Raw genomic sequence first — 20,770 nt, forward strand, 5'->3', positions numbered from 1 at the left:
GGGCGACGAGCCGAGGGAACCGACACCGTGTCCTCACCCGCCGTCGACGGCACCCGCACCGCCGGCCCCGACCGACCCGACCGCACCGGTCGGCCGGCCCCGCCGGCCCGGCGCCGCCGCGCACTGCCGCGCCTCGGGCCGCTGCCCTGGATCGGCCCCGCCGTCCTGCTGATCCTCGTCGTGGTCGTCTGGCCGGTCGTCGAGATGGTGCGCACCTCGCTGCGCCGCATCGACACCTCCGGCACCGACCACGGCCCGGCCGGACTGGTCAAGTACCGCAAGCTGTTCGCCGATCCGCGACTTCCCGACGTCCTGCTCTGGACGGCCGTCTGGACGGTCGTCGTGGTCGGCCTGACCATGCTGCTCTCGCTCGGCCTGGCCCAGCTGTTCAACCAGCGCTTCCCGGGCCGGCGGATCACCCGCTGGGCGCTGATCGCGCCCTGGGCCGCCTCGGTGCTGATGACCGCGATCGGCTTCCGCTGGATGCTCGACCAGGTCGCCGGCGTGCTCAACCGCCTGCTGCTCGACCTCGGACTGATCGACCACGCCCGCGCCTGGACCGGCGACGCCGCCCAGGCCAAGCCCTGGCTGGTCCTCGTCGCGGTCTTCGTCTCGCTGCCGTTCACCACCTACACCCTGCTGGCCGGCCTGCAGACCGTCCCGAACGAGGTGTACGAGGCGGCCCGGGTCGACGGCGCCTCGCCCTGGCAGACGTACCGCAAGGTCACCCTGCCGCTGCTGCGCCCGGCCTTCCTCGTCGCCCTCGTGGTCAACCTGATCAACGTGTTCAACTCCTTCCCGGTGATCTGGGGCATGACCCAGGGCGGCCCCAACACCGACACCGCGACCACCACGGTGTTCATGTACATGCTGCGCGGCTACGACGTGGCCGAGTCGGCGGCGATGTCCGTCGTCAACTTCGCCGCCGTCGTCGTGCTGGTCCTGCTCTTCCTCAGGACCAGCGGCTGGAACCAGGAGGAGAACCGATGACCGCCCGCCCCCGGACCCCCGCCCGCCCGGCACCGGGCGGGCGCCGACCGCGCGCCCGGACCGTCCTGCTCACCGCCACCGCCTGGGCGCTGGCGGCCCTCTTCCTGCTGCCCTACGTCGACATGGCGGTCACCGCCGGACGACCGGCCGACCAGCTGCGCGACAACGGCTACCTGCCCACCCGCTTCGACTTCTCCTCCTTCACCAGCGTGTGGACGGACACCACCCTCGGCGCCAACCTGCGCACCACCCTGCTGGTCGCCGGCGGCTCCACCCTGCTCGTCCTGCTGGTCGCGCTGCCCGCCGCCTACCACACCGCCCGGGTCCGCTTCCGCGGCCGCCGGGCCTTCCTGCTGCTGGTGCTGGTCACCCAGATGTTCCAGCCCGCCGCGCTCCAGGTCGGCCTCTACCGCGAGTTCCACGCGCTCGGGATGCTGGACACCGTCTGGGTGCTGGTCCTCGCCAACGCCGCGTTCAACCTGGCCTTCGCGATCTGGATCCTCGGCGCCTACATCGGCTCCATCCCGGTCGAGCTGGAGGAGGCCGCGATGATCGACGGCACCGGCCGGATCGGCGCCCTCTTCCGGGTCACCCTCCCGCTCGCACTGCCGGGCGTCGTCACCGCCGTCATCTTCACCTTCATCGCCGCCTGGAACGAGTTCGTGATGGGCCTGACCCTCACCAACACCCCCGAACGGCAGCCGCTCACCGTCGGGATCAACAACATGATCGGCGCCTACAGCGTGCAGTGGAACCAGGTGTTCGCGGCCTCGCTGGTGGCGATCGTGCCGGTGGTGGTCCTCTTCGCCGTCATCGAGCGCCACGTGGTCTCCGGGCTCACGGCCGGCTCCGTCAAGTAGCCGCCCGACGTCGGGCGAGGGGGCGTACCCGTCCACCCCCGCCCGCAAGCCGGACTGCGCCGTCCGGATGACACCGGTGCCACGCGGGCGCATGGTGGAGAAGAGGGGCGGCACCCGTGCGGGGCACCGGTCCCGGTGCCCGCGCCCGCCGCCCGGCCCGACGACCCGACACACACCTGAAGAGTCGGCCCGCCACCACGGCAGTGGCGGACGCCCCTGAGGTCCGGCGAAGGGGAACGCCGATGACGAACCGACGAGCGAACAAGCACGCCCTGGTGGACGGCGGCCCGCCCGCCGACGAGTACGCCGACGTGGTGGTGGTGGGCTCCGGCTTCGGCGGCTCGGTGGCCGCCTACCGGCTGGCCGAGGCCGGCCGGTCCGTCGTGGTCCTGGAACGGGGCAAGCCGTACCCGCCCAACGGCTTCGCCCGCTCGCCCGCCGCGATGGCCCGCAACTTCTGGGACCCGAGCGAGGGCATGCAGGGCCTCTTCGACGTCTGGTCCTTCCGCGGGCTCGAAGGGGTGGTCTCCAGCGGCCTGGGCGGCGGCTCGCTGATCTACGCCAACGTCCTGCTGCGCAAGGACGAGAAGTGGTTCGTCCACGAGTCCCCGCTGCCCGGCGGCGGCTACGAGAACTGGCCGATCAGCCGGGCCGACCTCGACCCGCACTACGACCGGGTCGAACGGATGCTCGGCGCGACACGGTACCCGTACCCCGACACACCGAAGACGGTCGCGCTGCGGGAGGCCGCCGACCGGCTCGGCCTGCCGGTGGAACGGCCGCCGCTCGCCGTCACCTTCGCGCCCCGCCCCGGCGGTCCGCCCGTCCCCGGGGCCCCCGTACCGGAGCCGGAGTACGGCAACCTGCACGGCTTACCCCGCAGCACCTGCCGGCTCTGCGGCGAGTGCGACCTCGGCTGCAACTTCGGCGCCAAGAACACCCTGGACCACACCTACCTGTCGGCCGCCCGGCACCACGGCGCCGACCTCCGCACCCGCTGCGAGGTCCGCGGCTTCGCCCCGCTCCCCGGCGGAGGCCACGAAGTCCGCTACGTGGTGCACGACCCCGCCCGCGAGGGGCACCGCACCGACACCGACCGGCTGCCGGTGCGACGGATCGCCTGCGAGCGCCTGGTGCTCGCGGCCGGCACCTTCGGCTCCAGCTACCTGCTGCTGCGCAACCGCGCCACCCTGCCCGGCATCAGCCCCGCCCTGGGCACCCGGTTCAGCGGCAACGGCGACCTGCTCGGGCTGGTCCTCAAGGCCACCGGCGGCGCGGCCGGGCAGGGCGCCCGCCGGCTGGACGCCAGCACCGGGCCCGTCATCACGACCGCGGTCCGGGTCGGCGACGAACTCGACGGGGACGGCTCCCCGGGCCGCGGCCACTACGTCGAGGACGCCGGCTACCCGGAGTTCGTCGGCTGGCTCGCCGAGGAGGCCCAGCTGCCGGGCGAGGTGCTGCGGACGCTCGGATTCGGTCTGGAACGCCTGCGCTCCCGGTTCGGGCACAGCCGGCAGAGCCACCTCAGCCGGCAGCTCTCGCTGCTGCTCGGCTCGGGCGCGTTCTCCGGCTCCGCGCTGCCGCTGCTCGGCATGGGCCGCGACGTCCCCGACGGCCGGATGAGCCTGGAAGGCGGCTACCTGGAGGTCGACTGGACGGTGCAGACCTCGCTCCGCTACTTCGAGGGCGTCCGGTCCACGATGCGGGAGCTCGCCGAGGCGCTCGGCGGCGAGTTCGCCGACAACCCGCTCTGGTGGACCCACCGGGTGATCACCGTGCACCCGCTGGGCGGCGCCCCGATGGGCCGCCACCCGGGCGAGGGCGTCTGCGACGCCCATGGCGAGGTGTTCGGCGTCCCCGGGATGTACGTCCTCGACGGCTCGGCGCTGCCGGGGCCGGTGGGCGCGAACCCCTCGCTGACGATCGCCGCGTTCGCCGACCGCGCCTGCGACCACCTCCTCGCCGAACGCGCCGCGCCCCGTGCCGCGGCCACCGCCCCGGCCCCGGCCCCGGCCCCGACTGCCGCCGCTGTCCCTGCTGCTGCCGCCGCACCGGCCCCGAACCCGGCGCCGCCCCCGACCCCGGTGCCGTCGGTCGACGGCGGCCGCGGGCCGACCAGCCTGTCCTTCACCGAGGAGATGAAGGGCCACGTCGCGCTCGGCGTCACCGACCCCGGCCAGGGCCGGGCCCTCGGCCGGGCGCAGCACCGGCAGCTGATGTTCCACCTCACCATCACGGCGCACGACGTGGACCGCTTCGTCGCCGACCCGGCCCACCCCGGCACCGCCGTCGGCTACGTCGACTGCGACACCCTCGGCGGCCGGCTGCCCGTCGAACGCGGCTGGTTCAACCTCTTCACCCGCACCGCCGACCCCCGCCGGCGGCTGATGCTCTACCGGCTGCACCTGCGCGACCCCGGCGGCAACCCGCTGACCCTGGTCGGCCACAAGGACGTCCACGACGACCGCGGCCTCGACCTCTGGCACGACACCTCCACGCTCTACTACCGGGTGCTCGCCGGCCACGTGCCCCCCGGCGGCGACGAGGACGTACGGGTGCTCGGTGCGGGCGTCGTCAGCATCCCGGTCCGCGCCTTCGTCCACCAGCTGACCACCTTCCGCACCGAGGGCCCGCACCCCGCACTCGCGCTGGAGCGGTTCGGCCGGCTGTTCCTCGGCCAGCTGTGGGCCGTCTACGGCCCGCGCCTGGCCCGGGCCAGGGAGCCGGCATGAGGACCCACGAACTGCGCGCGCACGCCGAGGAGATCGGCTTCACCCCGCAGGAGCAGACCCGCTGGCTGGCACCGCGCCAGCTCGCCCGCACGGCCGTCAAGGTCGTCCTGGCCACCGTCTTCGCCGACTACGCGGACAAACGGGAGATCCAGGGCGCGCTGTCCGCCAGGATGCTGCGCGCCCCGCTGCACCGGCCCGACGCGCAGGAACTCTGGTTCGACTTCGTCGCCGACCTCGGCGACGGCTTCGACGCCACCGGCTCCGTCGCCTGGGCCCTGGCCGCGCCATCGCTCACCCTCCCCGGCCCCGCAGCGACCGAGCTGCCCCGGGGCGCCCTGCTCGTCCTCGGCGGCGACGAGGTCTACCCGACCGCCTCGGCCCGGGACTACGAGGACAAGACGAAGGGCCCCTACCGGGCCGCCCTCCCCACCGCCGACGACGAACCCCTCATGGTCGCCCTGCCCGGCAACCACGACTGGTACGACGGCCTCACCGCGTTCCTGCGCGTCTTCGCCCAGCAGCGCCCCATCGGCGGCTGGCGGACCCGGCAGACCCGCAGCTACTTCGTGGTGCAGCTGCCCCAGCGCTGGTGGCTGGTCGGCCTGGACAGCCAGCTCGGCGAGTACTTCGACGACCCCCAGCTGCGCTACTTCGAGACCCACCTGTCGGCCAACCTCCAACCCGGGGACGGCGTCATCGTCTGCTCCGCCGAGCCCACCTGGGTGAAGAGCGCCGACAAGGACGTCGACGCCTTCAACGCCCTGCACTGGTTCGACCGCAACTACGTCCGCACCCGGCTCGACCCGCAGACCGGCGAACGCACCCCGACCGACGCCGCCATCCGCCTGTGGCTGACCGGCGACCGGCACCACTACGCCCGCTACGCCGAACGGCTCCCCGACGAACCGGCCGGCACCGGCGACCTGCCCGCCGACCCGCGGCGCCGCCAGCTGGTGACCTGCGGCCTGGGCGGTGCCTACCTCGCGGCGACCCACCGGCTGCCGGCCACTCTGCCGCTGCCGCCCGCCGGCTCCCGCCTGCGGGAGAAGGACGACCCGCCGCCGGTCTTCGACCGCGCCCGCACCACCCACCCCGACGCCGCCGACTCCCGCCGGATCTCCCGGGGCCTCGCCCGCCCCTGGTCCCGGACCTGGCTGCCGCGCCGCAACCCCGGGTTCGCCGAACTCACCGCGGGCGTGCACGCCGTGCTGTTCCTGCTGACGAGCTTCCTGTTCGCGCTGGCGGAGGGCGTGCTCCGGCCCGTGGACGCCGTGCGCACGGCCGACGCCGGGGAACTCGGCGGCTTCGTCGGCGGCCTGTGCGGCGCGGTCGCGGTCCTGTTCGCCTTCCGCTGGGCCTACCGGCTGGTCCGGCCGCACGTCCGCGCCACGCCCTCCACCGGACTGGTCGCCGTCCTGGTGCAGGTCGCCGTCGCGCTCGTGGTCCTCGCCCTGTGCGTCGCCGTACCGTTCCCCGCCGAGTGGTCCGGCTGGGCCGTGCTGGTCTCCTGCCTGGTGCTGGCCGGCCTGGTGGGCGGCGCCCTCGGCTCCGAGGTCTTCGCCCTCTGGGTGCTGTCGGCCCGCCACGGCGCCGCCGCCGAATGGCAGATGTCCGGTCAGTCCGTCGAGGAGTACAAGGGGTTCCTGCGCCTGCACCTCGCACCGGACGGCGACCTCACCCTCTACCCGCTGACACTCGACCGCATCTGCCGCGACTGGCGGCTGCAGGACGACCCGTCGCTCGGCAGGCGGCCGGTGCCCGCCCGGCCGCCGACCGTACGGCTGATCGAGGAACCGGTCGTGGTCGCGCGCACCGCCGGGAAGGCCGGGACACCATGACCACCTCCACCGGGGCCACCCGTTCCGCGGCGACCGGGCCGCACACGCCCAGCAGGCCGACCACCCGCCGCGACCACGTCACCGAGGTGCGGCCGCTGACCGCGCTCGACGGCCGGCCGCTCAGCCTGGTCCGCGTCCACGGCCGCCACCCGCCCACCCGGGGGCCCGTCCTGGTCGCCCACGGCGCCGGGGTGCGCGCCGAGCTGTTCCGCCCGCCGCTGCCGCGCACCTTCGTCGACGCCCTGATCGACGAGGGCTGGGACGTCTGGCTGTTCAACTGGCGCGCCTCCATCGACCTCCCCCCGACACCCTGGACGCTCGACCAGGCGGCCGCCCACGACCACCCCGCAGCCGTCGCCCACGTGCTCGCGGCCACCGGCGCGGACCGGCTCAAGGCCGTCGTGCACTGCCAGGGCTCGACCTCGTTCATGATGGCGCTGGCCGCCGGGCTGCTGCCCGAGGTCGACACCGTGGTCAGCAACGCCGTCTCGCTGCACCCCGTCGTCCCCGGCCTCTCCACCTTCAAGATCGCCCGCCTGGCACCGCTCATCGCCCACGCCCTGCCGGCCATCTCCCCCCGCTGGGGCGACCGGCCGGACGGCGCGCTGTCCCGCCTGCTGGTCACCTTCGTACGCGCCACCCACCCGGAGTGCCGCAACACCGTCTGCCGGATGGTCAGCTTCACCTACGGCACCGGCTGGCCCGCCCTGTGGTCCCACGCCAACCTCGACGAGGCCACCCACGACTGGATCCGCGGCGAGTTCGCCGACGTCCCGATGACCTTCTTCGCCCAGATGAACCGGTGCATCCGGGCCGGCCACCTGGTGTCCGTCGACCGCACCACCGGCCTGCCGCGCTCCTCCGTCGACCGCCCGCCCAGGACCGACGCCCGGATCGTGCTGCTCGCCGGCGAACAGAACCGCTGCTTCCTCCCCGAGAGCCAGCAGCGCACCTTCGACTTCCTGCAACGCCACCGGCACGGCCGGGACAGCCTGCACCTGCTCCCCGGCTACGGCCACCTCGACGTCTTCCTCGGCCGCCGCGCGGCCACCGACACCTACCCGCTCATCCTCAAGGAGCTGGCGACATGAAGCCGGTCCTGCCCCTCGCCCGGCTGGGGCTGTCGCTCGTGCCCTCGCCCTACCCGCGCCGGCAGCGGCGGCTCGCCGGGCGCAACGCACTCGTCGACGGCATCCCCTTCGAGATGCCCGTCAACTCGGCGGACACCCCCTGCATGATGGCCGCGTTCACCGTCGACCGCGCGGCCGCCGCCCGGCTGCTCCCCGGCGGCGAACTGCACCCGGTGGCCCTCCCCGGCCGGCGCGGGCTGCTCGTCGTCACCGTGGTCGACTACGTGCGCACCGACATCGGCCGCTACATCGAGTACTCCATCGCACTCGCCTGCACCCACGGCAGCCGGCCCGCACCGCCGCTGCTCCCCGGGCTCCTGCAGGGCGTCTTCGGCACCGGGCAGTACGTCCTGGACCTGCCGGTCAGCAGCGAGATCTCGGTCAAGGGCGGCAAGGGCATCTGGGGGATGCCCAAGCACCAGGCCAACCTCGACTTCAAGGTCACCGACGCCACCGTGTCCAGCGAGTACCAGGTCGACGGGCGGCTGGGCACCTTCCTCTCGATCGACCGCCCGCCGGCCACCGGCCTGCCCTTGCGCGTCAAGGCCGCCAACTACTGCGCCTTCCGCGGCATGCTGATGAAGTCGTTCGTCTACTTCGAGGGCGAGGCCGACCTCGCGTTCGGCCGGCGCGCCCGGGCCCGCCTCCTGATCGGCGACGCCCCGCAGGTCGCCGCGCTGCACACCCTCGGCATCGCCCCCGACCCGCTGTTCACCTGCTACCTGCCGACCACCCGCGGCGTACTCGACGACCACGTCGAGTGCTGGTTCCTCACCAGCGAGGCCGCCGGCCGCAGCTACGGCGAGCCGCTGGGCAGCGTCGTCGGCCTCGGCCTCTCCCAGCAGTGGCTGGACCCGCCGGGCATCGACGTCGGCGCACGGCCCTGAGGGCGGAGGCACCGTCGTGAGCCTGCTGCCGAGCCGGGTCGCCGGGGATCCGCTGCGGCTGGTGCTGGTGCTGATCGGCGTGGTCACCGTGCTCACCGGGCTCTGCCAACTCGTCGCTCCCGGGCCCCTGCTGGACGTGCTATCGGCGGAGTCGACGCCGACCACCCGGCACCTGTTCGGCACGGTCGGGATGTTCATGGTCGTCATCGGCGGGCTGGTCGTGCAGGGGCTGCTGTCCCCCTCGCCGCCGTCCTACCTGCCGCTGTGGGTGGGCCTGCAGAAGTTCGCCGCCTCCGTGCTGGTGGGCGTCGCCGTCGCCCGCGACCTCTTCGGCCCGCTGGCCCTGCTCGTCGCCGCCTTCGACTTCGCCACGGCCGTGCTCTGCGCGGTGATGTGGCGAAGGCTGGCCCGTCGGCGCGCCGCACCGGCCGAGCCAGGACGGCGACCGGCCGCGAGCGGGGACCGGACATGAGACGCGCCCTGGTCCTGGCCGGCGGCGGGATGCGGGTCGCCTGGCAGACCGGTGTCGTCCGGGCCCTGCACGAGTACGGCCTGGGCTTCGACCACGTCGACGGCACCTCCGGCGGCATCATGACCACCGGCATGCTGCTGTCCGGTCAGGACCCGGCCGAGATGGCCCGGCGGTGGTCCGCCCTCGACGTCCACGACTTCAACGCCGCACTGCCGCTCGCCGACTACCTCCACGGCCCCTGGTCGCTGCCCGCTTTCGGCAGCGCCGACGGGGTGCGGCACAAGGTCCTCCCCGCGCTCGGCATCGACGTCGACGCCGTGCGCGCCGCACCCCTGGAGGGCACCTTCAACCTCGTCGACTTCACCACCAAGGCCTGCGTCGCGGTGCCGCACACGGAGATCGACCTGGACCTGATGACGGCGGGCATGTCGCTGCCGCTGTTCATGCCGCCGCTGCGCCGCGACGGGCACGTCTGGACCGACGCGGTGTGGGCCAAGGACGCCAATCTCGGCGAGGCGCTGCGCCGCGGGGCCGACGAGGTCTGGCTGGTCTGGTGCATCGGCAACTCCCGGTACTGGGGCGACGGCCCGCTGGAACAGTACGTCCACATGATCGAGATGAGCGCGAACGGTGGCCTGTTCGCCGAACTGGCCGCCGCGGAACGTCCGTTCGCCCTGCACGTGGTCAAGCCTGCACACCCGCTGCCGCTCGACCCGGAGTTCTTCACCGGCCGGATCACCGCCGACACCCTGATCGACACGGGCTACCGCGACGCCTGGGACTACCTCGACACCGCCAGGCCCACGGGCGTCGCCAAGGACCCGACCTGCACGGTGATGCGGGACGCACCCCGCGGCGTGCGGGTCCGCGAACGGCTGCGCGGCACCGTCGGCGGCGCCGACCTCGCGCTCGACCTGGTCGTCGAACTCCCGCTCCCCGCCGACGGCGAGCCCTCGCCCGGCGCCCGGCTGGTCGGCCACGTCGACCACCCGCCCTGGGGCGGCCGGCTCCCGCTCGCCGGCGGCCGCGTCGTGGCCGACCCCACCGGGCTCGACTACCTCGCGCGGGCCCGGCCCGCCGGCGACTGGGTCGACGTGCGGGTGCACCGCGACCTCACCGGCGACCGCGCCCTCGACCTCTTCTCCGAGGCCCGCACGGTCACCTTCCGGGCGGCGGACGGCAGCACCGGCGAGCTCCACCTCGGCCTCGCCGACGCGGCCCGCGCCCTGGCCTCCGTCGAGCCGTTCGGCGCCCACGGCCTCCTCGGCCACGCCGACGCCCTCACCGAACTCGCCCGCCCCGGCCTGCGCCGCACCCTGACACCCCCACCGGCCTGACCCCCGGCGGCCGCCGCCAGGGTGACTCAGAGCGCGCTCAGCCAGTCGTCCGGGCGAGTGAAAGCCGGCAGCCCTAGCACGCCCTTGCGCTCCGCGAGATCGGCCAGGTCGGACTTCAGCCGATCACGGTCGTCGGCCGTCACCGCGCGCCGCCGCAGCTCATCCGGCCCGGCGATCCCGGCGGCCAGCAACACTGCCACGACCTCGGGTTGATCGAGATCTCGGTGAACGGCGCCGAGCCGGGCGATCGCCGCGAGGTGGGACACCACGAGCGGAGAAGCATCGAGGTGCACGGCCATGGCATCCCGACCAGAACCATCGGCCACCCGCGCCGAGAACTCCGCGAACCGCGTCGCGCCGACGGCACGGAGCTTGTCGCGGTAGGGGAAGAACGGCGCGAGGTCGAGCATGCCGACCGGCGGTTCGAGTGCGAGTGCCCGCCTGCTCTCCGCGGCCCGGACAGGGTCGCGGAGCAACGTGGCGAAGGACGGATCGGACCAGAGCGACCGTTTCTCGGCCTGAGTGGCGACCGCGAGCATCAGATGGCGCTCCAGTTCACCCATCGGCCCGGGAAGGCGGTCGAACTCCCGGGCCATCGCAGCCACGCACGCGTACTCGTAGGCGAGTTCCGGTGAGGGCGACGCCACCGGCTCCGGCATCCGCACCAGGCTCGCACAGGTGCCGGCCGGACACCTCCCCTCGCGTAGCAGAGCGATCACCAGTCGCATGTTCGCGCTGCTCCGCTTCGTGTCGTCCAGGTACGCCCGTAGCCGATGGTTGTCCTTGCGCCCGGCCAGCTCGTCGCAGGCGGTCTCCAACACATCTGCCCGAGCGAGGGCCGCCCCCAGGACATCACCCTCACGTCTCCGCAGAGCGGCGAGTCTGGCCGGACCTGCCACCTGCTCGGTGAGGTAGCCGTTCACCCGCATGGCGATCTCGCCGTAGAGCGACCGGACGTAGACCGTCTCCCAACCCTGTTTGACCTTCCCGTCGGCCTCCGCCAGGACCCTCACCTGCTCCAGCAACCGCACGAAGCGGAACCGGTTCGCCGTGGTGGGGGGCGCCTCGTCGAACAGCGCGGTCACGTACTCGATTCGGGCCGGCCCGTACTCGGGCTCCAGGTCCACGGCTCGCTTCAGGAGCTTGGTTCGCAGCTCCGGCTCCGGCAGGAGAACGGGCTGGGTGGCGATCACGTGCAGCGCGACGGTCTTGCCGTGCACGGCACCGCACAGGCCGCGCCGGAGGCGAGGGTGGGACTTGCTCAGGCAGACCAGGACATAGGCGGCGGCACCGGTGAGCAGTTGAGCGCGGGCTCGGTCCTTCTCCTGGGTCAACCGAGGTTCGGATCGCTTGGCCGCGATCGGGGGCAGGCCCAGTTCGGGCCGGCTGACGACGGTGCTGAACGCCTGCAGGCTGTTGCGGGTGAGGGTGACCGTGACCCGGTCGTCATCGACCAGGGTGATCCGTGCCCGCCAGGTGAGGCCCGGCCTGATCGCATACATGATCTTGGCTGCGGCCGCCGCGACGTTGCCCGCCGGAATCGCGCTGAGGTCCTCGCTCATGAGCTTGCTGAGCTCCGTGGCACGCGAGACCCCGAAATCGTCGATCGGCACCGTACCGAGGTGCTGCAGGCTGGCGAGCACATAGTCGGTCGCGGCGGCGTCGGCCTCACCCTTGCCGCTCTGGGCCTGGACCTGCAGACGGAGGTTCTGTCCGAGCGCCGTCGACGTGGCGCTGAGACCGAGGAGCGCCAGTCCGAGGTCCGCGACGACCAAACGGTCGGTCTCACCCCAGGAAAGGAAGCAGCTCAGCAGCCCGGCCCAGAGGAGCAACAGCACCGTGGCCGTCGCAGGCGGCATGATGCGAGTGACCCACCACCCGGACCGGTGCAGCCCCGGACGGAAGCCGGACGCGAGCAGGATCAGCAGAACTCCGGGCAGCACCACGGCAAGCGGGAACGCGAAGGTGGCCCACGTGGCATCGTCGAACGGGATGAACATCGGATAGACCGGCAAGAAGACGGCCACCGCCAGCAGGGCGGTCGCACCCACGGCGGTCCAGACCCAGATAGCGCTGTCTCCCCAGGACTCCGCCCGGCGCTCCACCATCAGCCGGGTGAGCAGTCCGGTGACGACGACCAGCACGACCAGTACGATCCCCGCCGCGATCACCACCTGACCTAACGGCTTGATCCAACCGGCATAGAAGTCATCCCACTTCACGGTCTTCAGAGCAGTCATGGCGGGCTGCAGAACGATCGCCGGCGCGGCCAAGAGTGTCATCTCACCACCCTCAAACTCCCTGTTCCCGCCCCTACTTCAACCCTACGCCACCCACGTACTCCGTGCACGATCCAGCGGCATGGGACTCCATGCCCATGCCGGTCCCCGCGCAGGCATCGGGCGCTGTGGGGATGTTCACCGTAGATATCTCACGGTGTTCGCCGCCGGGACCTCAGTTGCGTCCCCGCCCCTGGCTCCTGACCGGAACCGTCCGGGGCCGGTTGCGGCCAGCTGACGGGCCTTCCGCTGCTCCTGCGCAGCGACGAAGCTAGTGATCGCCGCCGGGAAGCAACGACCCGGGCAGCAGGGCGGGGAAGCGTCATCGTGGGACGCGGCCACCGCCCGAACGCGGGCCCCGCCCCGGCCGGCAACCCCTGACCGTTCGGAACGGGCCGCTCGACGGCCCTGCTCCGCCCTGTCGTCGGGGACCGGCACGCTCCATCACCCTCCCTGCCCCGCTCTGACAGGAGTTCATCAGCCATGCCTCGTTTCGCCACCGCCCTGGCCCGCACCGCCGGCCCGCTCGCCCTCGCCGTCGCCTGCCTCGCCAGCGTCGCCCCGCAGTCCGCGCAGGCCGCCTCGGTGAGCACCTGGGACAAGGTCGCCCAGTGCGAGAGCGGCGGCAACTGGGCGATCAACACCGGAAACTCCTACTACGGCGGCCTGCAGTTCTCGCTGAGCACCTGGAAGGGGTACGGCGGCGGCCAGTACGCGGCCTACCCTCACCAGGCCACCAAGCAGCAGCAGATCCTGATCGCCGAGAAGGTCCTCGCCGTGCAGGGCCAGGGCGCCTGGCCGGTCTGCGGGCCGAGGGCCGGCCTCGGGGCCGACCGGGCGAACCCGTACCCGGACGGCTCCGGGCCGGTCACCCCGCCGCAGCCGGAGAGCAAGACGCTGACCTGGTACCTCTCGGACAGCGCCTCCTCCACCACCGCCACCCGCGCGTCCTTCGCCTTCGGCAGCACCCCGCTCGTCCCGCTGGCCGGTGACTTCGACGGGAACGGCACCGACACCCAGGCCGCCTACGACCCGACCACCTCGACGTTCTACCTCGCCAACTCCGGCAGCGCCGCCGAGGCCACGCTGACCTTCGGCAACCCCGGCAACCGGCCGGTCCTCGGCCGCTGGGACGGCACCACCTCCCAGATCGGCGTCTACATGCCCGACAGCGGAAAGTTCTACCTCCGCAACAGCGACGGCAGCGTCAACTCCTTCGCCTTCGGCAACGGCGGCGACTGGCGGCCGGTCTCCGGCGACTGGGACGGCAACGGAACCGTCACCGTCGGCCTCTACGACCCCGCCACCAGCACCTTCTACCTGCGCAACAGCAACACCGCGGGCCCCGCCGACCAGACCATCACCTTCGGCAACCCCAACAGCGTGCCGCTGGCCGGGGACTGGGACCACAACGGTCACACCAACATCGGCGTCTACATGCCGGCCAACCACACCTTCTACCTCCGCCACGACGACGGCACCGTCACCGCCACCTCCTACGGCGACACCGGCGACACCCCGATCGTCGGCGACTGGAACGGCGACGGCTACACCACCCAGGGCATCGTCCAGGCCCGCTGACGCCCGACCGGCGCTCCGGGCCCGACCCCGCGCCCACCGCTGCGCACCCGCCGCCCGAAGCCGGCGGCGACCCTCCGGTCCCACCCTTCCCACCCCGCCACGGCCGCCGGCCGTCCCACCAAGGAGCACCCTTGTCCCGCAACGCCAGCAAGCTCACCCGGCTCGCCCTCGCGACCGCCCTCACCGCCGGCACCGTGCTCGGCTCCGCGGCCCTCGCGACGAGCGCCCACGCCGTGGGCTCGTCCTCGGTCGGCGGCGACATAACGCGCTCCGAGATCCTCGCCCGGGCCCAGTCCTGGATCGACGAACAGGTCCCGTACAGCCAGTACACGTCCAAGACGGACAGCAACGGCACCTACCGGCAGGACTGTTCGGGCCTGGTGTCGATGGCCTGGCACATCAACACCGCCGGGACCAACGACGGCTTCACCACCCAGACCCTGCCCGGCTACGCCACCAAGCTGGGCAGCCTGGACGACCTGCGCCCCGGCGACGCGATCGACAACATCTCGACGCACACCGTGCTGTTCACCGGCTGGGCCGACAGCGGGCACACCCGGGCGAACATCATCGAGGAGGCGAAGCCCGGAACGGTCGCACGGGCCACCACCTATACGCGTGGCTACCTGGTCTCGGGCGGCTACCTGCCGTTCCGCTACAAGCACGCCGTCGAGGACGGCCCGACGGCCCCGCCGGCGCCCGTCCAGAAGACCATGACCTGGTACCTGTCGGACAGTGCGTCCTCCACCACCGCCACCCGCCCGTCCTTCGCCTTCGGCAACACCCCGATGGTCCCGCTGGCCGGTGACTTCGACGGGAACGGCACCGACACCCAGGCCGCCTACGACCCCACCACCTCGACGTTCTACCTCGCCAACTCCGGCAGCGCCGCCGAGGCCACGCTGACCTTCGGCAACCCCGGCAACCGGCCGGTGCTGGGCCGCTGGGACGGCACCACCTCCCAGATCGGCGTCTACATGCCCGACAGCGGAAAGTTCTACCTCCGCAACAGCGACGGCAGCGTCAACTCCTTCGCCTTCGGCAACGGCGGCGACTGGCAGCCGGTCTCCGGCGACTGGGACGGCAACGGCACCGTCACCGTCGGCCTCTACGACCCCGCCACCAGCACCTTCTACCTGCGCAACAGCAACACCGCGGGCCCCGCCGACCAGACCATCACCTTCGGCAACCCCAACAGCATCCCCCTGGCGGGCGACTGGGACCACAACGGCCACACCAACATCGGCGTCTACATGCCCGACAACCACACCTTCTACCTCCGCCACGACGACGGCACCGTCACCGCCACCTCCTACGGCGACACCGGCGACACCCCGATCGTCGGCGACTGGAACGGCGACGGCTACACCACCCAGGGCGTCATCCACACCTGATGAACCGCGCGGCCCCCGCTCTTCGACCGGGCGGGCCGGACCGCGCAGATCCCCGGCAGCGCCGGTCACCGCAACGGTGGCCGGCGCCCCGGCGTGCCCGGCGGCCGCGTAGCCGCGGGCGGTGCGGCGAGCCGTCGGCCGGCCGCGCGACGCACGGCCCCCGGGCCGGTCGCCCGGAGGCCTGCGCGGCCCGGCCGGTGGCCGGGAGCGGCGGGAGGGCGCCGCGTACGGGGGAGGCGCGACGCCCTCGCGGTGGAACAGGTCACCCGGCACCGGGCGCCTATCGGTCGTCAGGCGCGGGCGAGGACCCAGGCGCCGAGACCGCTGCAGCCGGAGGCCGAGTAGGTGGTGGAACGGAAGCCGGGCGGCACGGGCGAACCGGGGCAGGTCCAGAGGCCGACCCGGGCGATGTTGTGCCGCCAGGCGCCGACGCCGTTGCATCCGTTGATGATGCGGTCGGTGATCACGTAGCCGGCGACCACCGGGGAGCCGCCGCAGGTCCAGATGCCGTCCTTGGCGAGGTTGTGCCGCCACGAGCCGATGCCGTTGCAGCCCGCCTGCGCGTGGTCGGTGATCACGTAACCGGTGACGACGGGCGAGCCGGAGCAGGTCCAGATGCCGTCCTTGGCGAGGTTGTGCCGCCAGGAACCGATGCCGTTGCAGCCCGCCTGCGCGTGGTCGGTGATCACGTAACCGGTGACGACCGGGGAGCCGGAGCAGGTCCAGAGGCCGTCGGCGGCGGGCTGCTGGTACCAGGAGCCCGCGCCCTGACAGCCCGTCCGGTCGTAGCCGGTGATGACCCACCCGGCCGGCACCGGCGCCCCCGAGCAGGACCACTGGCCCGGGCCGCCCCAGCCGGTCGGCTTGGCCGCAGCGGAGGACATGCCCCCGACGGTGCCCCCGAGGACGACGGCGGCTATCAGGGCGAGGGCGGCGCCGGTGGCGCCGACGCCTCGGCGGACGACCGCGGCCGTCAGCCGGGTCACCAGGTGGCGGATGTTCATGGACGACTCACTCCTGTCGGGTCGGTGAGCATGCGGAAGTCGTCCCGGCCGCGGGTCCGCGGCGGCGGAACGTGGGCCACCCTACGCGGAGGAGATGTGGAAGTACGGTGCGCATCAGATGAACACGGCCGATGACGAACCTTTGTCCGGAACTGGTCATGACGCCGCGTCGGCACGTTGACGCCGGGGCTTCCGGAGCACTATGGCGTCCGGAGCGAGCCGGGCGGTCGGGGCGGTCACGGCGGTCGGGGCGGTCACGGCGGTCACGGCGGTCACGGCCGGGTCAGGCCGCCCTGAGCACCCCCAGCAGCCGGGCCACCTCGGCGGCCACCGAGGCCCGGCCGGCACCCAGGTAGCGGCGGGTGTCCACCAGCTCCCGGTGCTCGTCCAGACAGGCCCGGACGGCCGCGGTGAACGCCTTGTTGAGGTGGGTGGCGATGTTGACCTTGGTCATCCCGCGTTCGACTGCGGCGGCCAGGTGGTCGTCGGCCACACCGGAGGAGCCGTGCAGGACCAAGGGCACCGGGACGGCCCGCTCCAGGGCGGCCACCAGCTCCAGGTCGAGGACGGCGTCCCGGGTCAGCATCGCGTGCGAGCTGCCGACCGCGACGGCCAGCGCGTCCACCCCGGTGCTCGCCACGAAGGCGGCCGCCTCGCCCGGGTCGGTCCGGGCCCCGGCGGCGTGCACGCCGTCCTTGCCGCCGACCTCGCCGAGCTCGGCCTCGACCCAGACGCCCCGCTCGTGGCACCGGGCGGCCACCTCGGCGGTCGCCCGGACGTTGGCCTCGTAGTCCAGCGTGGAGGCGTCGAACATGACCGAGGTGAAGCCGAGTTCGACGCCCTCCCGGACCAGCTCGGCCGAGGTCACGTGGTCGAGGTGGACCGCGACCGGGACGGCCGCAGCCCGGGCCACCGCGAGGGTGGCCCGGCCGATCGGCGCCAGCGCCCCGTGGTAGCGCACGGCGTTCTCGCTGATCTGCAGGATCACCGGCGCCCCGGCCCGCTCCGCGCCCGCGACGATCGCCTCGGCGTGTTCCAGCTGGATGACGTTGAAGGCCCCGACGCCGTGCCGGCGGCGGGCGGCCGGCTCGACGATCGAGCCCGTGGCTACGAGGGGCATGGGTCTCCTTGTGGGGCGGCGGGGCGGGCGGGGCTGCCGGGGTACACCGGCCGCACCCGCACCCGGGGCAGCAGCTGCCGGTGCTCGACCGGGTCGAAGCTGCCGGCGAGCGGGGCGAGGACGGTGGCGGCGGACAGCGCGACCGCCTCGGCGAGCCGCGCGGGCCAGGGGGTGCCGGCGACCAGGCCGGCGGTGAGCGCGGCGACGGCGGAGTCCCCGGCTCCGGTCGGGTTGCCGCGGACCGGCTCGGGCGGCCGGGCGCGCCAGTCGCCGTCGGGGGTGCTGGCCAGCAGTCCGCCGGGCCCGAGCGAGACGACCACGGCCCTGGCGCCGGCCGCACGCAGCCGCCGGGCGCCGGTGAGCGGGTCCACCGGCCCGGTCGTGGCGGCCAGTTCGGCCTGGTTGGGCTTGACCAGGGCGGGGCCGGCCGCCAGTGCGGCCCGGAGCGCGGCGCCCTCGGCGTCCAGCACGGCCGGCACACCGGCCTGCGCGGCGAGGGCGACGAGCCTGCCGTACGCGTCCGGGGGCACGCCCGCCGGCAGCGAGCCGGCGAGCACCACCGCCCGGGCCGACCGCAGCAGCCGCCGGTACCGGGCGGTGAAGTGGGACCACTCGGCCCCGCTGACGGTCGGCCCGGGCTCCAGGTAGACGGTCGCGTCGCCGAGCTCCTCCTCGACCACCGTGACGGTGCGCCGGGTCGTGCCGTCGATCGGCACGAACTCGTCACGCAGGCCGGCGGTGGCGAGGTCGGCGCGCAGGGCCTCGCCGGTCGCGCCGCCGGCCAGTCCGGTGACGGCGGTGTCGTGGCCGAGCGCGGCGAGCACCCGGGCGACGTTCACCCCCTTGCCCCCGGCCCGTTCGGCGGGGGCGGTGACCCGGTTGCTGCCGTGCCGGGCCACCCGGTCGAGCCGGTAGGTGACGTCGACGGCCGCGTTCAGCGTGACGGTGAGGATCACCGGTCGCCTCCCGGGGCGAGGGCGCGGGCCAGCAGCGCGGCCCCGAGGCTGCCGGCGCGGGGGCCGAGTTCGGCCCGGACCAGCCGGGGCCGCGGGCGGAAGGGCAGCCGCTCGGCGAGCGCCGGGCGCAACGGGCCGAGGAGGTCCTCACCGGCCCGGGCCAGGCCGCCGCCGATGACGATCCGTTCGGGGTCGAGCAGCGCGGTGGCCGCGGCCAGCCCGTCGGCGAGCGCGTGCACGGCCTCGGTCCAGACGCGCACGGCCGTCGGCTCGCCGTCGGCGGCGCGCCGGTGCACCTGGGCGGCGGTGGTGCCGGGCCGGCCGGTGGCGCGGCCGTAGCGGCGGGCGATGGCGGCGGCGGAGGCGACGGTCTCCAGGCAGCCGCGGCCGCCGCAGGCACAGCGCTCGCCGCCGGGCCGGACGATGAGGTGGCCGAGTTCGCCGGCGGCGCCCAGGGCGCCGGTCAGCGGGCGGCCCCGGTCCACCACGGCGGCGGCGATGCCCGTGCCGACGGGGACGAAGAGGAAGCAGGGGCTGCCGCGGCCCGCACCGAGCCGGGCCTCGGCGAGGCCGCCGGCACGGACGTCGTGGCCGAACGCGACCGGCAGGCCGAGGTGTTCGGCCAGCCGGGGGCGGATCGGGACGTCGTGCCAGTCCAGGTTGACGGCGCGGACGACCGTCCCGGCGGCCTCGTCGAGCAGACCGGGGACGACGATGCCGGCTGCGCGGGGCTCCGACCCGGCCCGGCGGGCCAGGTCGGCGAGTTCGGCGGCACGGCCGAGGACGGTGTCGAGGACGGCGGCCGGGCCGCGTTCGGGCCGGGTCGGCCAGCGTTCGGCCTGCAGCAGGGTGCCGTCCTCGGCGACGACGGCGCCCTTCAGCTCGGTGCCGCCGACGTCCAGGGCGATGACGGTCACGGCCGGGCGAGGATGATCGAGCGGGTCAGATTGCGCGGCCGGTCGGGGTCGAGGCCACGGGCCTCGGCCAGGGCGACGGCCAGTCGTTGGGCGCGGACCAGCTCGGCCATCGGGTCCAGGCCGGAGGCCACCACGGTGGCGCCGGTGGCTCGGACCTGGTCGAGCAGGCCGGCGGGCGGCTCGCCGAGGAACCAGACGACGCGGCCGGGGGCGCTGATGCTGACCGGGCCGTGCCGGTACTCCATCGCCGGGTAGGACTCCGTCCAGCTGCCGGAGGCCTCGCGGAGTTTGAGCGCCGCCTCGTTGGCCAGGCCGACCGTCCAGCCGGTGCCGAGGAAGGTGAACTGCTCGGCGGCCAGGGCGGCTTCGGGCAGCGTGGCGTGGGCGGCCCGGCGGGCCTGGTCGGGCAGGTCGGCGGGGGCGAGGCCGAGGTGGCCGCGCAGCAGCGCCAGGCCGGTGGTGGCGAAGCGGGTCTGCACGACGGACCGCTCGTCGGCGAAGGAAAGGTCCACGACGGTGTCGGCGGCGGTGGCGACGGGCGTGTCGAGGTCGCCGGTGATCGCGGTGGTGGCGGTGCCCGAGGCCCGCCGGAGGGCGTCGATCACCTCGGTCGTGGTGCCGGAGCGGGTGATCGCGACCACCCGGTCGTAGCGGCGTGTACCGGGGAAGGCGGAGGCGGCGAAGGCGTCGGTCTCACCGAGGCCGGCGTCCTCGCGCAGGGCGGCGTAGGCCTGCGCGATGTAGAGGGAGGTGCCGCAGCCGAGGACGGCGACGCGCTCGCCCGGCTCGGGGAGGCCGGTGGGCTGCGCTTCCAGCGCCCGGGACCAGCAGGCGGCTTGGCTGGCGATCTCCGCGGCGACGTGGGACATGGAACCTCCTGCACAATCCTGCATGTAAATGCTTGAAGATGAGCAAAAGATAGACCAGACACTCATGATTGAACAGTGGGAGCCGGAGGGCGCGGGAGGCACCGGACGGCGCGAAGCCTCCCGGGGGTCGCCTCAGCGCTCCCGGCCACCCCGCACGGGCGGGAACCGACGTGCTTAGGCCTGACTACACTTGCCGCATTTCGAGCAGCTTCGATCACCTCCTCGCGGTGCCCGTCACGGCCCGGGAGGTGGTCGTCCCTGGAGGTGAACACCGCGTGAGAACCACCGACCACACCCCCTCCCGCATCGCTCTGGCCGGCGCCCGGCTGGTCCTGCCCGGCGGCGTCGTCGAGGGCGGCCGACTCACCGTCGAGGGCACCGCCATCGCCGGCCTCGGCGGCGAG

At 73.8% G+C, this 20,770-nt stretch carries 16 protein-coding genes; 10 read left to right on the forward strand and 6 right to left on the reverse strand.

All coding sequences use genetic code 11. The features are described from left to right. Window positions 1-27 precede the first annotated feature (27 nt). The 8 genes from ACIRS1_RS37080 (at window position 28) to ACIRS1_RS37115 (ending at window position 10,246) form a co-directional block, all read left to right on the forward strand. Window positions 28-990: a carbohydrate ABC transporter permease gene (locus tag ACIRS1_RS37080; RefSeq protein ID WP_402846937.1), complete on the forward strand. Its 963-nt coding sequence runs from the start codon at window positions 28-30 to the stop codon at window positions 988-990. Beyond that, complete coding sequence (locus ACIRS1_RS37085) at window positions 987-1,850, forward strand: carbohydrate ABC transporter permease (RefSeq protein ID WP_360222745.1); 864 nt, start codon at window positions 987-989, stop codon at window positions 1,848-1,850. The genes ACIRS1_RS37080 and ACIRS1_RS37085 overlap by 4 nt, the downstream gene beginning before the upstream one ends. 242 nt (window positions 1,851-2,092) lie before the next feature. Continuing rightward, the gene (locus ACIRS1_RS37090; protein ID WP_402846939.1) at window positions 2,093-4,582 is read left to right on the forward strand and encodes a GMC family oxidoreductase; all 2,490 of its coding nucleotides are present in this window, start codon (window positions 2,093-2,095) and stop codon (window positions 4,580-4,582) included. After that, window positions 4,579-6,420 carry a hypothetical protein gene (locus ACIRS1_RS37095; RefSeq protein WP_402846941.1) on the forward strand — a complete coding sequence of 614 codons (1,842 nt, stop codon included), beginning with the start codon at window positions 4,579-4,581 and terminating at the stop codon, window positions 6,418-6,420. Before ACIRS1_RS37090 ends, ACIRS1_RS37095 begins: the two co-directional genes overlap by 4 nt. Next, window positions 6,417-7,511, forward strand: coding sequence for an esterase/lipase family protein (locus tag ACIRS1_RS37100; protein ID WP_402846943.1), 1,095 nt, complete (start codon window positions 6,417-6,419; stop codon window positions 7,509-7,511). Before ACIRS1_RS37095 ends, ACIRS1_RS37100 begins: the two co-directional genes overlap by 4 nt. Further along, window positions 7,508-8,437: an acetoacetate decarboxylase family protein gene (locus ACIRS1_RS37105; RefSeq protein WP_402846945.1), complete on the forward strand. Its 930-nt coding sequence runs from the start codon at window positions 7,508-7,510 to the stop codon at window positions 8,435-8,437. Before ACIRS1_RS37100 ends, ACIRS1_RS37105 begins: the two co-directional genes overlap by 4 nt. Window positions 8,438-8,453: 16 nt before the next feature. Continuing rightward, entirely contained in the window at window positions 8,454-8,909 is a 456-nt protein-coding gene (locus tag ACIRS1_RS37110; protein ID WP_402846947.1) for a hypothetical protein, read from the forward strand. Then, window positions 8,906-10,246: a patatin-like phospholipase family protein gene (locus tag ACIRS1_RS37115; RefSeq protein WP_402846949.1), complete on the forward strand. Its 1,341-nt coding sequence runs from the start codon at window positions 8,906-8,908 to the stop codon at window positions 10,244-10,246. Before ACIRS1_RS37110 ends, ACIRS1_RS37115 begins: the two co-directional genes overlap by 4 nt. A 26-nt stretch (window positions 10,247-10,272) precedes the next feature. Here ACIRS1_RS37115 and ACIRS1_RS37120 read toward each other — a convergent pair whose 3' ends face one another. Continuing rightward, the gene (locus ACIRS1_RS37120) at window positions 10,273-12,528 is read right to left on the reverse strand and encodes a hypothetical protein (RefSeq protein ID WP_402846951.1); all 2,256 of its coding nucleotides are present in this window, start codon (window positions 12,526-12,528) and stop codon (window positions 10,273-10,275) included. Window positions 12,529-13,008: 480 nt separating this feature from the next. Between ACIRS1_RS37120 and ACIRS1_RS37125 the strand changes: the two genes are divergently transcribed. Beyond that, complete coding sequence (locus ACIRS1_RS37125) at window positions 13,009-14,106, forward strand: transglycosylase family protein (protein WP_402846953.1); 1,098 nt, start codon at window positions 13,009-13,011, stop codon at window positions 14,104-14,106. Window positions 14,107-14,237: 131 nt separating this feature from the next. Continuing rightward, window positions 14,238-15,500, forward strand: a complete 1,263-nt coding sequence (locus tag ACIRS1_RS37130) for a hypothetical protein (protein WP_402846955.1) — start codon at window positions 14,238-14,240, stop codon at window positions 15,498-15,500. Between the two features lie 290 nt (window positions 15,501-15,790). Here ACIRS1_RS37130 and ACIRS1_RS37135 read toward each other — a convergent pair whose 3' ends face one another. The 5 genes from ACIRS1_RS37135 to ACIRS1_RS37155 all read right to left on the reverse strand — a co-directional run bounded on the left by ACIRS1_RS37135 (window position 15,791) and on the right by ACIRS1_RS37155 (window position 20,366). Further along, complete coding sequence (locus ACIRS1_RS37135; protein WP_402846957.1) at window positions 15,791-16,504, reverse strand: hypothetical protein; 714 nt, start codon at window positions 16,502-16,504, stop codon at window positions 15,791-15,793. A 283-nt stretch (window positions 16,505-16,787) separates the two neighbouring features. Then, window positions 16,788-17,624 carry a ketose-bisphosphate aldolase gene (locus ACIRS1_RS37140; protein ID WP_402846959.1) on the reverse strand — a complete coding sequence of 279 codons (837 nt, stop codon included), beginning with the start codon at window positions 17,622-17,624 and terminating at the stop codon, window positions 16,788-16,790. Next, window positions 17,612-18,580: a 1-phosphofructokinase family hexose kinase gene (locus ACIRS1_RS37145; RefSeq protein ID WP_402846961.1), complete on the reverse strand. Its 969-nt coding sequence runs from the start codon at window positions 18,578-18,580 to the stop codon at window positions 17,612-17,614. The genes ACIRS1_RS37140 and ACIRS1_RS37145 overlap by 13 nt, the downstream gene beginning before the upstream one ends. Beyond that, window positions 18,577-19,497 (reverse strand): ROK family protein, encoded by a 921-nt coding sequence (locus ACIRS1_RS37150; RefSeq protein WP_402846963.1) that lies wholly within the window; start codon window positions 19,495-19,497, stop codon window positions 18,577-18,579. The genes ACIRS1_RS37145 and ACIRS1_RS37150 overlap by 4 nt, the downstream gene beginning before the upstream one ends. Next, window positions 19,494-20,366, reverse strand: a complete 873-nt coding sequence (locus ACIRS1_RS37155; protein WP_402846965.1) for an SIS domain-containing protein — start codon at window positions 20,364-20,366, stop codon at window positions 19,494-19,496. Before ACIRS1_RS37155 ends, ACIRS1_RS37150 begins: the two co-directional genes overlap by 4 nt. Window positions 20,367-20,770: the final 404 nt, after the last annotated feature.

The organism is Kitasatospora sp. NPDC101176, assembly GCF_044768035.1.
Lineage (GTDB): Bacteria > Actinomycetota > Actinomycetes > Streptomycetales > Streptomycetaceae > Kitasatospora.